The sequence below is a fragment of the Micromonospora sp. NPDC006766 genome (genome assembly GCF_040636055.1).
Taxonomy (GTDB): domain Bacteria; phylum Actinomycetota; class Actinomycetes; order Mycobacteriales; family Micromonosporaceae; genus Micromonospora.
In genome coordinates, this window is sequence record NZ_JBEYIX010000056.1 from 25,101 (window position 1) to 39,853 (window position 14,753).

The 14,753-nt window shown below is 70.4% G+C and carries 15 protein-coding genes; 13 read left to right on the forward strand and 2 right to left on the reverse strand.

The annotated features are described in order from the left end of the window. Positions 1–57: 57 nt before the first annotated feature. The 13 genes from ABZ671_RS28135 (at position 58) to ABZ671_RS28195 (ending at position 14,013) form a co-directional block, all read left to right on the forward strand. Positions 58–816 carry an ArsR family transcriptional regulator gene (locus tag ABZ671_RS28135; protein ID WP_357863792.1) on the forward strand — a complete coding sequence of 253 codons (759 nt, stop codon included), beginning with the start codon at positions 58–60 and terminating at the stop codon, positions 814–816. Next, positions 817–2,247, forward strand: a complete 1,431-nt coding sequence (sufB, locus tag ABZ671_RS28140; RefSeq protein ID WP_357863794.1) for a Fe-S cluster assembly protein SufB — start codon at positions 817–819, stop codon at positions 2,245–2,247. Between the two features lie 52 nt (positions 2,248–2,299). Next, positions 2,300–3,442 (forward strand): Fe-S cluster assembly protein SufD, encoded by a 1,143-nt coding sequence (gene sufD, locus ABZ671_RS28145; RefSeq protein WP_357863795.1) that lies wholly within the window; start codon positions 2,300–2,302, stop codon positions 3,440–3,442. After that, positions 3,442–3,768 carry a non-heme iron oxygenase ferredoxin subunit gene (locus ABZ671_RS28150; protein ID WP_357863797.1) on the forward strand — a complete coding sequence of 109 codons (327 nt, stop codon included), beginning with the start codon at positions 3,442–3,444 and terminating at the stop codon, positions 3,766–3,768. Before sufD ends, ABZ671_RS28150 begins: the two co-directional genes overlap by 1 nt. Next, positions 3,768–4,541: a Fe-S cluster assembly ATPase SufC gene (gene sufC, locus ABZ671_RS28155; RefSeq protein WP_357863799.1), complete on the forward strand. Its 774-nt coding sequence runs from the start codon at positions 3,768–3,770 to the stop codon at positions 4,539–4,541. Before ABZ671_RS28150 ends, sufC begins: the two co-directional genes overlap by 1 nt. A gap of 18 nt (positions 4,542–4,559) precedes the next feature. Beyond that, positions 4,560–5,864, forward strand: coding sequence for a cysteine desulfurase (locus ABZ671_RS28160; protein WP_357863800.1), 1,305 nt, complete (start codon positions 4,560–4,562; stop codon positions 5,862–5,864). Next, complete coding sequence (gene sufU / locus ABZ671_RS28165; RefSeq protein ID WP_357863802.1) at positions 5,864–6,340, forward strand: Fe-S cluster assembly sulfur transfer protein SufU; 477 nt, start codon at positions 5,864–5,866, stop codon at positions 6,338–6,340. The genes ABZ671_RS28160 and sufU overlap by 1 nt, the downstream gene beginning before the upstream one ends. Then, positions 6,337–6,756: a metal-sulfur cluster assembly factor gene (locus ABZ671_RS28170; protein ID WP_357863804.1), complete on the forward strand. Its 420-nt coding sequence runs from the start codon at positions 6,337–6,339 to the stop codon at positions 6,754–6,756. Before sufU ends, ABZ671_RS28170 begins: the two co-directional genes overlap by 4 nt. A 620-nt stretch (positions 6,757–7,376) precedes the next feature. After that, entirely contained in the window at positions 7,377–10,403 is a 3,027-nt protein-coding gene (locus tag ABZ671_RS28175; protein WP_357863805.1) for a M12 family metallo-peptidase, read from the forward strand. A gap of 216 nt (positions 10,404–10,619) precedes the next feature. After that, positions 10,620–11,723 carry a DUF916 domain-containing protein gene (locus ABZ671_RS28180; protein ID WP_357863807.1) on the forward strand — a complete coding sequence of 368 codons (1,104 nt, stop codon included), beginning with the start codon at positions 10,620–10,622 and terminating at the stop codon, positions 11,721–11,723. A gap of 113 nt (positions 11,724–11,836) precedes the next feature. Next, positions 11,837–12,490, forward strand: coding sequence for an acVLRF1 family peptidyl-tRNA hydrolase (locus ABZ671_RS28185; protein WP_357863809.1), 654 nt, complete (start codon positions 11,837–11,839; stop codon positions 12,488–12,490). A 99-nt stretch (positions 12,491–12,589) separates the two neighbouring features. Next, positions 12,590–12,943, forward strand: a complete 354-nt coding sequence (locus ABZ671_RS28190) for a PadR family transcriptional regulator (protein ID WP_357863815.1) — start codon at positions 12,590–12,592, stop codon at positions 12,941–12,943. After that, a complete protein-coding gene (locus ABZ671_RS28195; RefSeq protein ID WP_357863811.1) occupies positions 12,940–14,013 on the forward strand; it encodes a hypothetical protein in 1,074 nt (357 codons plus the stop codon). Before ABZ671_RS28190 ends, ABZ671_RS28195 begins: the two co-directional genes overlap by 4 nt. A gap of 86 nt (positions 14,014–14,099) precedes the next feature. Here the strand turns inward: ABZ671_RS28195 and ABZ671_RS28200 are convergent, their stop codons facing one another. Both ABZ671_RS28200 and ABZ671_RS28205 read right to left on the reverse strand, forming a co-directional pair. Then, positions 14,100–14,366 (reverse strand): hypothetical protein, encoded by a 267-nt coding sequence (locus ABZ671_RS28200; RefSeq protein WP_357863812.1) that lies wholly within the window; start codon positions 14,364–14,366, stop codon positions 14,100–14,102. Further along, positions 14,363–14,641, reverse strand: coding sequence for a DivIVA domain-containing protein (locus ABZ671_RS28205; RefSeq protein ID WP_357863814.1), 279 nt, complete (start codon positions 14,639–14,641; stop codon positions 14,363–14,365). Before ABZ671_RS28205 ends, ABZ671_RS28200 begins: the two co-directional genes overlap by 4 nt. Positions 14,642–14,753: the final 112 nt, after the last annotated feature.

Consider the following 14,753-nt stretch of genomic DNA (forward strand, 5'->3'; position numbering starts at 1 on the left):
TGGGAATCACCGGGGCCCGGTTTGCGAGGGCCGGACGAATTACGTAACGTTGGCGTTGTGAAAAAGGCGGCGGGGCTCTCCGGGCACCAGCACGCGACCGCGCAGGTCGCGTCCGCCGACCTGTCCACCCGCGACCGGGTCACCCAGCTGCTGCTGGAGCGGGGGGCGACCACCGCCGGCCAGCTCGGCTCGGCGCTCGGGCTCAGCCCCGCGGCGATCCGCCGGCACCTCGACGCGATGCTCGCTGACGGCGACGTGGTCGCCAGCGAGCAGGTCGTGCGGGGCAGCCGGGGCCGGGGCCGGCCGGCCAAGGTTTTCGTGCTGACCGAGGCGGCCCGGCTGCGTTGCGGGACCCACCACTACGACAACATGGCCACCGCCGCCCTGCGCTGGATCGCCCGCACCGGGGGCGCGGACGCGGTCGAGGCGTTCGCCGCCGAGCAGGTGTCGGCGCTGGAGGCCCGCTGCCGGGCCGCCATGGAAGACGCGGGGGACGATCCGCTCGCGCGGGCGGAGGCGCTCGCGGGCGCGCTCACCGCCGAGGGTTACGCTGCCAACGCGTCCACGATCGCCTCCGGCGGCCAGCTCTGCCAGCACCACTGCCCGGTGGCACACGTGGCCGCCGAGTTTCCCCAGCTGTGCGAGGCCGAGACCGAGGTCATTTCCCGTCTGGTCGGCAGCCACGTGCAGCGCCTGGCCACCATCGCCCACGGCGACGGGGTGTGCACCACGCACATCCCCGCCCAGCCGCGTAGGAGCCCCCGCGCGGGCGTCAAGTCCGGTAACACCGTCACCACCACTGTGAGGGACAGATAGATGACCGAGCAGATCGTTCAGCCCCTGACCCAGGAGGAGCAGCTCGCCGCCCTCGGTCGCTACGAGTACGGCTGGGCCGACCCCGACGTCGCCGGGGCGTCCGCCCAGCGCGGCCTCAACGAGGCGGTGGTGCGGGACATCTCGGCGAAGAAGAACGAGCCCGCCTGGATGCTTGACCTGCGGCTGAAGGGCCTGCGGCTGTTCGGGCGTAAGCCGATGCCGGCCTGGGGCGCCGACCTCACCGGGATCGACTTCGACAACATCAAGTACTTCGTCCGGTCCACCGAGAAGCAGGCCACCAGCTGGGAGGAGCTGCCGGAGGACATCAAGAACACCTACGACAAGCTGGGCATCCCCGAGGCGGAGAAGCAGCGGCTGATCGCCGGTGTCGCGGCCCAGTACGAGTCCGAGGTCGTCTACCACAAGATCCGCGAGGACCTGGAGGAGCAGGGTGTCGTCTTCCTGGACACGGACACCGCGCTCAAGGAGCACGAGGACCTGTTCAAGGAATACTTTGGCACGGTGATCCCGGTCGGCGACAACAAGTTCGCCGCATTGAACACCTCCGTGTGGTCCGGTGGCTCGTTCATCTACGTGCCGAAGGGCGTGCACGTGGAGATCCCGCTGCAGGCCTACTTCCGGATCAACACCGAGAACATGGGCCAGTTCGAGCGGACGCTGATCATCGTCGACGAGGGCGCGTACGTGCACTACGTCGAGGGCTGCACCGCACCCATCTACTCCTCGGACTCGCTGCACAGCGCCGTCGTCGAGATCATCGTCAAGAAGAACGCCCGCTGCCGCTACACGACCATCCAGAACTGGTCGAACAACGTCTACAACCTGGTCACCAAGCGCGCCGTGTGCCACGAGGGCGCGACCATGGAGTGGATCGACGGCAACATCGGCTCCAAGGTCACCATGAAGTACCCGGCGGTCTACATGACCGGCGAGCACGCCAAGGGCGAGGTGCTCTCGGTGGCCATGGCCGGCGAGGGGCAGCACCAGGACGCCGGCGCCAAGATGGTGCACGCGGCACCGCACACGAGCAGCACGATCGTGTCGAAGTCGATCGCCCGGGGCGGCGGCCGCACCTCCTACCGCGGCCTGGTGCAGGTGCTGGAGGGCTCCACCGGCAGCAAGAGCACGGTCAAGTGCGACGCGCTGCTGGTCGACACCATCTCCCGCTCCGACACCTACCCGTACGTCGACATCCGCGAGGACGACGTGTCGATGGGGCACGAGGCGACCGTCTCCAAGGTCAGCGAGGACCAGCTCTTCTACCTGATGAGCCGGGGCCTGAGCGAGGACGAGGCGATGGCGATGATCGTGCGCGGCTTCATCGAGCCGATCGCCAAGGAACTTCCGATGGAGTACGCCCTGGAGCTCAACCGCCTGATCGAGCTCCAGATGGAGGGCGCGGTCGGCTGACCCCGGCCACCGCACCAGCACGAAACCGTCGTCCCAGAACAGCAAGGAAGAGATGACTACCCAGGCTTCCGCGCCGCCCGCCACCAAGTCGCAGGCGCTGCGCTCGTACGACGTCGCCGACTTCCCGGCCCTGACCGGCCTGGAGGAGGAGTGGCGCTTCACCCCGCTCAAGCGCCTGCGCGGCCTGGCCGGCGAGGCGCAGGCCGCCACCGGCACGGTCCGCCACGAGTACGCCGACCTGCCCGACGGTGTCACCGTCGACCGGATCGGCCGGGACGATCCGCGCATGGGCAGCGTGCTCACCCCGTTCGATCGGGTCAGCGCGCTGGCGTACGGCGGGGTCGAGCAGGCGCTGCTGGTGCGGGTTGCCCGGGACGCGGTGGTGACCGCCCCGGCGCGCCTGCGGGTGGTCGGCGAGGGCGCGGACGCGCTCGCCTTCGGCCACACCTTCGTCGAGGTGGGCCGGTTCGCCGAGGTGACCCTGGTGCTGGAGCACGCCGGCTCGGCCACCCTCGCCGACAACGTCGAGGTCTCGGTGGCCGACGGCGCGAAGCTGACCCTGGTCACGGTCGCCGACTGGGCGGACGACGCGGTGCAGGCGCAGCACCTCAAGGTGCGGCTGGGCCGGGACGCCAAGGTGATCCACGTGCAGGTGACCCTCGGCGGCGACCTGGTCCGCCAGTACACCTCGGTGGAGTACGCCGACCGGGGCGGTGAGGCCGAGCTGTACGGCCTCTACTTCGCCGACTCCGGTCAGCACCTGGAGCACCGGCAGCTGGTCGACCACACCGTGCCGGACTGCCGCAGCTACGTCGGCTACCGGGGCGCCCTGCAGGGCGACAGCGCGCACACCGTCTGGGTCGGTGACGTGCTGATCCGGGCCGAGGCGACCGGCACCGACACGTACGAGATCAACCGGAACCTGCTGCTGACCGACGGCGCCCGGGCCGACTCCGTACCCAATCTGGAGATCGAGACCGGCGAGATCGCCGGCGCCGGCCACGCCAGCGCGACCGGCCGCTTCGACGACGAGCAGCTCTTCTACCTGATGGCCCGGGGCATCCCGGAGGCCGAGGCCCGCCGCCTGGTGGTCCGGGGCTTCTTCGCCGAGCTGCTCAACAAGATCCCGGTCGAGGAGCTGCGTGAGCGGCTCGGCGATGCGATCGAGGCCGGCCTCGCCAAGGCCGGCGCCTGATGATCAGGATCTGCGCGACCGAGGACGTGCCGAAGGGCACCGCGATCAGCGCCGACGTCGACGGCACCCAGCTCGCGATCGTGCACGGCGAGGACGACAACTTCTACGCCGTCCACGACGAGTGCTCGCACGCCGCCGTGGCCCTTTCCGAGGGCGAGGTCGAGGGGTGCACGCTGGAATGCTGGCTGCACGGATCCCGTTTCGACCTGCGTACCGGTGAGCCCACCGGGCTGCCCGCGACCGAACCCGTACCCGTCTATCCCGTCGAAGTCCGCGACGGCGACATCTACGTCAGTCTGACGCCGAGCAATGGAGTGGCCCGATAATGAGCACCCTGGAGATCCGCGACCTGAAGGTGTCGGTCAAGCTGCCCGAGGGTGAGCTCAAGCCGATCCTGCACGGGGTCGACCTGACCGTGCGCTCGGGTGAGACCCACGCGATCATGGGCCCGAACGGCTCCGGCAAGTCCACCCTGGCGTACTCGATCGCCGGTCACCCGAAGTACGAGATCACCGGCGGGTCGGTGACCCTCGACGGCGAGGACGTGCTGGCCATGTCCGTCGACGAGCGGGCCCGCGCCGGCCTCTTCCTGGCCATGCAGTACCCGGTCGAGGTGCCCGGCGTCTCCGTCGCCAACTTCCTGCGTACCGCCAAGACCGCCATCGACGGCGAGGCGCCGAAGCTGCGCACCTGGGCCGGCGAGCTGCGTGGCGCCATGGAGAAGCTCCAGATGGACCCGGCGTTCGCCCAGCGCAACGTCAACGAGGGCTTCTCCGGCGGCGAGAAGAAGCGGCACGAGATCGTGCAGCTGGAGCTGCTCAAGCCGAAGATCGCCGTCCTCGACGAGACCGACTCCGGCCTCGACGTGGACGCGCTGCGCGTGGTCAGCGAGGGCGTGAACCGGGTGCGCGACACCGGCGACACCGGCCTGCTGCTGATCACCCACTACACGCGGATCCTGCGCTACATCAAGCCGGACTTCGTGCACGTCTTCGTCGCCGGCCGGATCGTCGAGGAGGGCGGCCCCGAGCTGGCCGACAAGCTCGAGGAAGAGGGTTACGAGCGGTACGTCGCCGGGGCCGGTTCGGCGCGGGCCTGAGCCTGAAGGGCTGCGGATATGACCACCATCGCCATCCCGCCGGGGATGCCGCAGTACGACGATGTGCCGCGTTTCGACGTGGCCGCGGTGCGCGCCGACTTCCCGATCCTGGACCGGGAGATCAACGGGCACCGTCTGGTCTATCTCGACAGCGCCAACACCTCGCACAAGCCGCGGCAGGTGCTCGACGCGCTCGCCGAGCACTACGCCCGGCACAACGCCAACGTGTCGCGCTCGGTGCACACCCTGGGCACCGAGGCGACCGAGGCGTACGAGGGGGCCCGGGCGAAGATCGCCGGGTTCGTCAACGCCCCGAGCGTGAACGAGGTGGTGTTCACCAAGAACTCCACCGAGGCGATCAACATCGTGGCGTACGCGTTCTCCAACGCCTCACTGCGGCCCGACGCTGACCCTCGGTTCCGGCTCGGCCCCGGCGACGAGATCGTGATCTCCGAGATGGAGCACCATTCGAACATCGTCCCGTGGCAGCTGCTCGCCGAGCGGACCGGCGCGACGCTGCGCTGGTTCCCGGTCACCGACCACGGCCGGCTGGACGAGTCCGGGCTGGCGGAGCTGGTCACCGAGCGGACGAAGATCGTCTCGCTGGTGCACACCTCCAACATCCTCGGCACGGTCAACGCCACCGCGCGGATCACCCAGCGGGTCCGCGAGGTGGGCGCGCTGCTGCTGTTGGACTGCTCGCAGTCGGTGCCGCACATGCCGGTGGACGTGGTCGACCTGGACGCGGACTTCATCGTCTTCACCGGGCACAAGATGTGCGCGCCGACCGGCATCGGCGTGCTCTGGGGGCGCGGCGAGCTGCTCGCCGCGATGCCGCCGGTGCTCGGCGGCGGCTCGATGATCGAGACGGTGTCGATGGCCCGGTCGACGTTCGCCGCGCCGCCGGCCCGGTTCGAGGCGGGCACGCCGCCGATCGCCGAGGCCGTGGCGCTCGGCGCGGCGGTGGACTACCTCAACGGGATCGGCATGCGCGCGATCCAGTGGCACGAGAAGGAGCTGACGGCGTACGCGTTGGACGCCCTCGCCACCGTGCCGGGTCTGCGGGTCTTCGGCCCGACCGTGCCGGTCGGCCGGGGCGGGACGATCTCGTTCGCCCTCGGCGACGTGCACCCGCACGACGTCGGGCAGGTGCTCGACGCGCTCGGCGTGCAGGTCCGGGTGGGGCACCACTGTGCGAAGCCGGTGTGCACCCGGTTCGGCGTGCCGGCCATGACCCGGGCGTCGTTCTACCTGTACACCACGACGGACGAGATCGACGCGCTGGTGGCCGGTCTCGAGCAGGTGCGGAAGGTGTTCGGCTGATGCAGCTCGACCAGCTCTACCAGGAGATCATCCTGGATCACTACAAGCACCCGCACGGGCGTGGACTGCGGGATGCCGTGGACCCGGACGCCCGGGTCGGCGAGGCGCACCACGTCAACCCGACCTGCGGCGACGAGATCACCGTGCGGGTGGCCACCGACGGCAAGGTGTTCAGCGACATCTCGTACGACGGGATGGGTTGCTCGATCAGCCAGGCGTCGGCGAGCGTGCTGCACGAGCTGCTGCGCGGCCGGACCGCGGACGACGCCAGCGTGGTGCACGAGGCGTTCGTCGAGTTGATGTCCGGGCGTGGCCAGGTCACGCCGGACGAGGACGTGCTCGGTGACGGGGTGGCGTTCGCGGGGGTCGCGCGCTATCCGGCCCGGGTGAAATGCGCGTTGCTGTCGTGGATGGCGTTCAAGGATGCCGCGGCACGCGCCGGGGTGGGCGTGAGCCCGACGGAGGGGACGGCATGAGTAACGAGGAGACCACCACGCCGGAGGCCGGCGCCGTGGCGACCGACGGCGCGGCGGCGCCGGCCACCGGCGGGGCCGCTCCGGCCGGCGGCAAGGCCGCCATCGCCGACCTTGAGGAGGCGATGAAGGACGTCGTCGACCCCGAGCTGGGCATCAACGTGGTCGACCTGGGCCTGGTGTACGGCATCCACGTCGACGACGAGAACGTCGCCACCCTGGACATGACGCTGACGTCGGCGGCCTGCCCGCTGACCGACGTGATCGAGGACCAGGCCCGGCAGGCGCTGACCACCGGCCCGGGCGGCGGACTGGTCAATGACATCCGGATCAACTGGGTCTGGCTGCCGCCGTGGGGCCCCGACAAGATCACGGACGAGGGTCGGGACCAGCTCCGCTCCCTTGGCTTCAACGTCTGAGGTTCGGCTTCACGAGGGGTCTGTCCCGCCGCGAGCGGCGGGACAGGCCCCTTTTCGGTTTCCTGGTGGTGCTGTCAGCGGCGCTTGCCGTCGCCACGCTGGTGGGTGGGTGATCGGCGGCGCCGATCACCGGTAGCGCGCGGGAGGACGCCGAGGGCGGTATCCTGGCGCGCTCCGTTTCCCGCTCTCTGAGATAGTCCACAGTAGACAAGCGCGTGAACTATGACGGTCTCATGACAGTTGATCTTCGGTGTTGTTACGGCGACATCGGTCGAAACGGCAGGTCGGCGCGGCGAAGCGCCTAGGTCTGCTCACGTTTCCGGCCACCGATGCCTGGCCGCCGGGGCGGCGGCCCACGCGTGCTCCGGCTCGCCGCCACCTGATGATCATCTGGGTGACGGGTGCCGTTCGACGTCCTGTCAGGATCGATTCGCCTATCCGGCTGATGTCGGATTTCCGTCATTCGCCTAAGGTCTCTGATCAATCCTGTAGATCATTCGCGTCGGCCCCGTTGATTCGGGGGTCGCGGGTGTGTCTGCATCCATTCCTCACCATGCAGGGGAAAGAACTTGAGGATTACCCTGGTACACCCCCCGCGTCGCCGGTCGCCTGACGGCCGCATGCGGCGCGGGCGAATCGGCACCCTCCTGGCCGCCGCTCTGGTGGCGGCGTCGCTGCCGGTGCTGTCGGCGCCGTCCGTGGCCGCAGCCGCTCCGGCGCCCAAGAGCCCGTGGCACAAGGTCGACGGCAAGCCGGCCGCGACCAAGGCCGGCCGCAAGGCGGCCGTGAACGCCAAGCGGCTCAGCACCTTCACGCTGGACCGCGCGAGCCTGAAGAGCTCGCTCGACAAGGCTCCGCGTGAGCAGCTCAAGGCGCTGCGCCAGCAGCGTCAGGTGGTTTCGCTGCCGGCTCCGGACGGCTCCCTCCAGCGCTTCGAGCTGGTCGAGTCGCCGGTGATGGAGTCGAAGCTGGCCGCGGCTCACCCGGAGATCACCACGTACGCCGGCGTGGGCGTGGACGACCCGACCGCGACGATCCGGGCGGACCTCACTCCGCTGGGCTTCCACGCCTCGGTGCGCTCCGCCAACGGCGTCTGGTACGTCGACCCGTACTACCACCTGGACCAGAGCCTGTACGCGAGCTACTTCGCCAAGGACCTGGTCAACCAGCACGGCCCGCTGATCGAGCGTGAGGACGTCGAAGAGGCGACCCACGGTCTGAAGGACGAGGTCGAGGCGGCTGCGGCCGACGCGCCGGTCGGCCCGCTGGTGAAGCTGCGCACCTACCGCGTGGCGCTGGTGACGGACCCCTCCTACGCCACCTTCTTCGGCGCGGAGAACGTCACCGCCGCCAAGGTGACGCTGATGAACCGGGTCACGCAGATCTACGAGGACGAGACGGCCATCCGGCTCGTGCTGATCAACGACACCGACAAGACCAACCTGAACACCCCGGCGCTGGCCACGGAGCCGAACGGCCCGTGTGGCGCGGCGGCGTGCTTCACGCCGGCGCAGATCAGCTCCTGCGGCAGCAGCACGCTGAGCCGTAACCGGATCGTGCTCGGTCAGCTCGTCGGCGCCAGCAACTACGACGTGGGCCACATCGGCCTCGGCGTGAACGGTGGCGGCGTGGCCAGCCTCGGCGTCATCGGCGGCAACAACAAGGCGCAGGGTTGCACCGGCCTGCCGGCCCCGACGGGTGACTTCTACGCGGTGGACTACGTGGCGCACGAGATGGGCCACCAGTTCGCCGGTAACCACACCTTCAACGGCAGCCAGTACAACTGCTCGGGTGGCAACCGGTCCGCGGCCAACTCGTACGAGCCGGGCAGCGGTTCGTCGATCATGGCGTACGCCGGTATCTGCCAGCAGGACAACCTGCAGCCGCACACCGACCCGTACTGGTCGCACCGCAGCTACTACGAGATCACCACGTACGTGACGTCGAGCCGTCCGGCCATCAGCGCGGTGCAGACCGTCTCGCTGTACGGCTTCGACAACGACGGCGCCGGGTTCACCCTGCGCTACAACGGTGGCTCGGCCAAGATCGTGCGGGGTGTCAACTACACCACCGCCGGGATCAAGACCGCCATCGAGGGGATCGCCGGCTGGCCGGCCGGCGCGACGGTCACCGTGGCTGCCTTCGGCAACAGCGGCAGCCTGAACGACACCGGTTTCCAGGTCACCTTCGGTGGCACCCTGGCCAACACCAAGGTGTCGCTGCTCGAGGTCGCCGACTTCGTCGGCGGCGCCTCCGGGTTCGTCGGTGAGACCGCCAAGGGCGGTGCCATCGACAACGGCGGCTACCTGGTCGAGGAGACCGCCAACCACGCGCCGGTCGTCACCGTGCCGGGCGACGTCACCATCCCGGTGCGTACCCCGTTCTCGCTGACCGGCTCCGCGACCGACGCCGACGGCGACGTGCTGACCTACATGTGGGAGCAGAACGACCGTGGCGGCAGCGCGGGCGCCGCGCTGGTGAACAACACCAAGACGGTCGGCCCGCTGTTCCGGGTGTTCGGTGAGGCGGCGAACGTCTCCGCCGAGGACACCCTGAAGTACCACTCGCCGGGTCAGAACCACGTCACGACCAACTCCACCCGGGTCTTCCCGGACATGAAGCAGATCCTGGCGGGCAACACCAACGCCAAGACCGGCGCCTGCCCGGCCGCTCCGGCCCCGCCGCCCACCGGTGGTGCCTCGAACGTGCCGGCGGACCTCGTCGACTGCTACTCGGAGTTCCTGCCCACGAAGGACTGGGTCGGTTACACCAACGACCGGACCATGCACTTCAAGCTCACCGCCCGTGACGGGCGACTGGGTGGCGGCGGCCTCGGCAGCGCCGACGTCGCGGTGGCGCTGGACCCGAACGCGGGTCCGTTCCTGGTGACCTCGCAGGCGAAGGCTGCCGTCCTGGACGGCAACTCGACCCAGACCGTTACCTGGGACGTGGCCGGCACCGACGCGGCGCCGGTCAACGCCCAGAAGGTGAAGATCACGCTGTCGACCGACGGCGGCGAGACCTTCCCGTACGTGCTGGCCGAGAGCACCCCGAACAACGGCACCGCGACCGTGAAGCTGCCGAACGTGGCGACGGAGCACGCGCGTATCAAGATCGAAGCGGTTGGCAACATCTTCTTCGCCGTGAACGACGCCGACTTCGCCATCATGCTCAACGGCGGGGACGCTCAGCAGCAGATCACCACCACGGTGAAGGGTGGCCCGCTGACCCTGGGTGTCGCTGGCTCCAACGTCGCTCTGCCGGCGGTCACCCTCGGGCAGATCACCAGCGGGGCCATGAACCAGGCCACGGTGGCTGACCTGCGGGGCACCAGCGCTGGCTGGAGCCTCGTCGGCCAGGTCTCCGACTTCACCTCGACGGGCGGTGGCTCCATCGCCGCGAACAACCTCGGCTGGGTGCCGAGCGCGGCGCTGATCCCCGAGCAGTTCGTCGGTACGGCTGGCGTCGTCACGGCGGGTGCGCCCGCCGCGCCGGGCACCGGCCTTGGTGACGCCCGGGCGCTCTGCACCTCGGCGGCCGGCGTCAGCGGTGGCACGTTCACCTGTGACGCCCAGCTCAACCTCGGTGTGCCGTCCTCCGCCAAGGCGGGCGACTACACCGCGATCCTCACCCTGACGCTCTCCTAGGTCGGGTACCGGGTCATGCCGGTGGGGCGGAACCTTCCGCCCCACCGGGGTGGGGCGGGAGCTATGCTCTCGCCCCACCGGCCCTTTTCCGGCCTGCTGAAACACGATCCCCGGAGCCCCGGCATGCCCCTCGTCACGTTCTTCCCCCGGATCCGTTCCCGGATCCCGGCTACTCCCGACGCCACGATGTCCCGGGCCGCTTCGTCACCTGTCACCATGACGGCGCGCATCGCTGCTCTCCTCGGCACGTCGCTTCTGGCGTTGACGCTCGCCCCGCCGGCCGCCGCCGGGGCCGCGCCCGTGCCGCGGCAGGTCGACACCGTGGCGGCCCCCACGCCGTCGCCGACCGGCGCCTCCGCCGCGGCGGGCACCGACCGCTGGGCGGTGCAACCGTCCGGGCCGAAGGGCCCGACCGGGCGGAACTACTTCATGTACGAGGTGGCCCCCGGCAGCACCCTCTTCGACTTCGTCGGGGTGACGAACCTCAGCGACAAGCCGCTCACCTTCAAGGTGTACGGCACGGACGCGTTCAACACCGTCGACGGCGCCTTCGCCCTGCTGCCGGCCGACCAGAAGGCCACCGACATCGGCACCTGGATCCACGTCGAGCAGCAGACCGTGACCGTCAAGCCGGGCAAGCGCGCGGACATCCGCTTCGAGATCAAGGTGCCGAGCAACGCCACTCCCGGTGACCACACCGGTGGAGTGCTCGCCGCCATCGGCCAGCTCGGCACCACCCCGGACGGGCAGCAGGTCCAGATGGACCGGCGGGTCGCCGCCCGGGTCTACCTGCGAGTGAGCGGCAAGGTCGCCCCCGCCGTCACGGTCGAGTCGATGAACGTCGACTACCACACCCCGCTCAACCCGTTCAGCGGCAACGAGATGGTGGTCACCTACCAGCTGCGTAACACCGGCAACGTCCGGGTCGGCGGCAAGGGCACGGTGAGCGTGACCGGGCCGTTCGGCTGGCACCTGGCCCGAAACAAGGCGGGGGAGCTTCCTGAGCTGCTGCCCGGTGCCGTCTTCACCGTCACCGAGCGGGTCGCCGGGGTGCGGCCGGCGGTGCGGTTGAGCGCCAACGTGGACCTCGCCCTCACCGTGGGCGACGAGAAACTGCCGCCGACGACGCACAGCGCGAGCGTCTGGGCCGTGCCGTGGCTGCTGCTCATCCCGCTGGCGCTGATCGCCGGTTGGGTGTACCTGCGCCTCCGCCGCCGCCGTGCGGCGAAGAAGGCGGCCTCCGGGCAGCCGGCGGAGGCGTCGGCGCAGGAGCCGGCAGCATCCCGGCCGGCCGTAGAAGAGCCGGTAGACGTCGCCTGACCAAACTGGTAGCGCGGGAGGACGTCGACGTCCTCCCGCGCTTTCTTCTTGCATGGCCGTGCGCTCATGGGCCTGATTGACCCTGACGCTGCGCGGTGTCGTACGGTCGAGCGGTGACCAGCCGACCCGCAGCCGGGGGCGGCCGGTGGGTCGAGGTCGACCCGGCCCGCGTCGCCCGCTGGGTCGAAGGCTTCGCCGACCGGCACGGCCCGCCCACCACCACCGTCGAGGGGTACGGGCTGCTGCTCGCCGCCCCGGACGGCGCGACGGCCGAGCTGCACACCCCGCCCGGCGTTCCGGCCAGCGTCGACGTACCCGGGTTCGTGGCCGCCGCCGGCGCGTCACGGCGGCTCGGGCTGCTGCTGGCCCGCAAGGGCGCGGTGGCGGTCGGCGTGGCCGACGGGACCGAGCTGACCGTCTCCAAGGTGGACACCCGCTATGTGCAGGGGCGCACCGCGGCGGGTGGCTGGTCGCAGCAGCGGTTCGCCCGGCGGCGGGACAACCAGGCGAAGGCGGCGCTGGGCGACGCGGCGGAGCTGGCCGTACGGCTGCTGCTGCCGGAGGCGGCGACGCTGGCCGCGCTGGTCTGCGGCGGTGACCGGCGCGCGGTGGACACCGTGCTGGCCGACCGGCGACTGGCCCCGCTCGCCGCGCTGCGCGCCGGCCGGCTGCTCGACGTGCCCGAGCCCCGGCACGCGGTGCTGGTCGGTGCGGTGGCCGCCGCCCGCGCGGTGCACATCCTGGTCCGCGACCCGGCCCGCGACTGACACCGCCTCCGCTCTGCGTTCGCCCAAGCCCTACGGTCGTACCTTCAGAAACAAGTTGACGGTATATATCGGTCAACGTAATCTACCTACATGACATCGATGCAAGAACCAACGTTCTTGATCCTCACCGCGTTGGCGGCGGGGCCCAAGCACGGCTACGGGGTGACTCAGGAGGTCGCCGAGATCTCCGAGGGAACGGTCACGCTGCGGGCCGGCACGCTCTATGGAGCCCTCGACCGCCTCGTGGAGCAGGAACTCGTCGCGGTCGACAGGCAGGAGGTCGTCGACGGTCGGCTGCGCCGCTACTACCGGCTCACCGACGCCGGTGCCGGCAAGCTCGCCGAGCGGGCCCGCCGCCTGCGCAAGCACGCGGAGGTAGCGGAAAGTCGACTACAGGCGCGACCGAACCTGGCCCTCGGATTCACGGCTGACCCGTTCGGGGCTTGCGCGTGACCGCCTCGGGGGAGGCCATGCGGGAGCCGCTGGCGCAGGTCGAGCTGGAACGCTGGTACCGGCGGCTGCTGTGGGCATATCCGATCGGTTACCGCCGTGCCCACGGCCAGGAGATCCTCACGATGCTGATGGATTCCGCCGAACCGGGCCGCCGGGTGCCCGCCCGGGCCGACGTGGTGGACCTGGTGCGCGGGGCAGTGCGGCAATGGTTCCGACTGCCGGTCGGCTTGTCGCCCGTGGTGGCGGCCGTGCTCTCGGCCGTGGTCCTCGGAGCCGTGGGAGCAGCCACGGGTTCCTGGCTGGCTTGGCAGACAGCTGCAGACCTGCCGTCCGACACGGCGGCCCTGCAGATCACCGAAACCGCAGCGGGTGCCCCACTGACCGCGCCGCATGTCAACCGAACGGACCATGTGCGGGCAACCTGGCGCACGGTGGACGTGTCCAACCCCAACGAGCAGCCGTTCCCGAACTGGACGATCGAAGCTGCGCAGGCGCGACTGCGGGCCGACGGCTGGACGATCGGCGCGGGCGACGAGTACACCACGCCCGACTACCGCAAATACCAAGGCGGGCGTCCGGCCGAAGTCCACCAGCGGTCTCTGGCGACCCGGGACGGCCTCGTCCTTCTTGTGGCCGCGCGTACCTCCGTCGTGCCGGATAGCACCGGGACGAAATTGGCGACCAGCGTCTACCCGACCGCGCCGAGCTGGGAGCCGGGAGCGATCCTGCTGGGCTGGCTCGTCGGCGCGGTCACCGGCTGGCTCCTCACCAGCTGGGCGGCCTATCGCCTCCGACGTCGGGCGCTGCCGCGCCGGCTGGCCGCTCTCGCGCTCGGCCTCACCGCGCTCGGGCTCGTCGCCGCCCCCAGCATCGGCCTGTACAAGACGCTGGGCGAGCTCGCCTTCACCGACCCTGGCGTCTGGGTCATCGCCCCGGCCTACCAGTGGGTCGTGACCAATCCCGCCACCGAACACATCGGCGGAGCATTGGCCATCGGACTCGCGATCCTCGCCCTAGCCGCCACGGGCCGCCACCGGCACACAGCACGGCCTACCGCAGCGGCGGCCTGAGGCGTGCCCCAGCTCAGCCCGTCAGACTCGCGGGCCGAGCCGGGGCACGCCAATCTATCCCGCGTAGCCGCTCCTCAAGCACTCGCTCAGGTCGTCCTGCCTGACGACGTTCGCTGATCGGTCCGCTGGAGGCTGGTGCGGCGGAGGCCGGCGAGTTGGACATAGATCTCGCGTTTGGCGGTGGCGGTGCCGCGTTGGTTGATGACGTAGCCGGTGAGCCAGATCCAGCCGTGGTAGGTGGGTCGGTCGCAGACGGAGACGACGCGGAAGGTGAGGGCGCGGTCGCCGGCGAACTGCACGGAGGCGTCGCCGTCGATCCGTAGCAGGTCGCCGGGTTCGGGTCGGGCAGTCACCAGTGGCCCTCGTTCGGTGGCCGGCACTCGCGGGCGTGCATGGTCTGCCAGTCGCGCAGGGCTCGCTTGAGTCGGTCGTTCTCCTGGTTCAGGATGCGAATCTGCCGGTGCAGGTCGGTCAGCTCGTCGGCGAGCTGGGCCTGGAATTCGCGTACCTGGTCGGGGTCGACGCCACGGCGGCGCGGGTCGAAGGTGCGGGTGCGTACCTCGTGCGGGGTCAACCGGTTCGGGAGGCCGGTGCCATAGAGCCGGCCGGATCGATACACCTGGGCCACGACGGATCCTCTCCGGGGCAGGCGGGAGCGCGGCGGGGGGGGGGGGGGGCGCGGCCCCCCCCCCCCCCCCGGGGGGGGCCCCAGCACGATGACCCGCGGCGCCGGGCCGGAG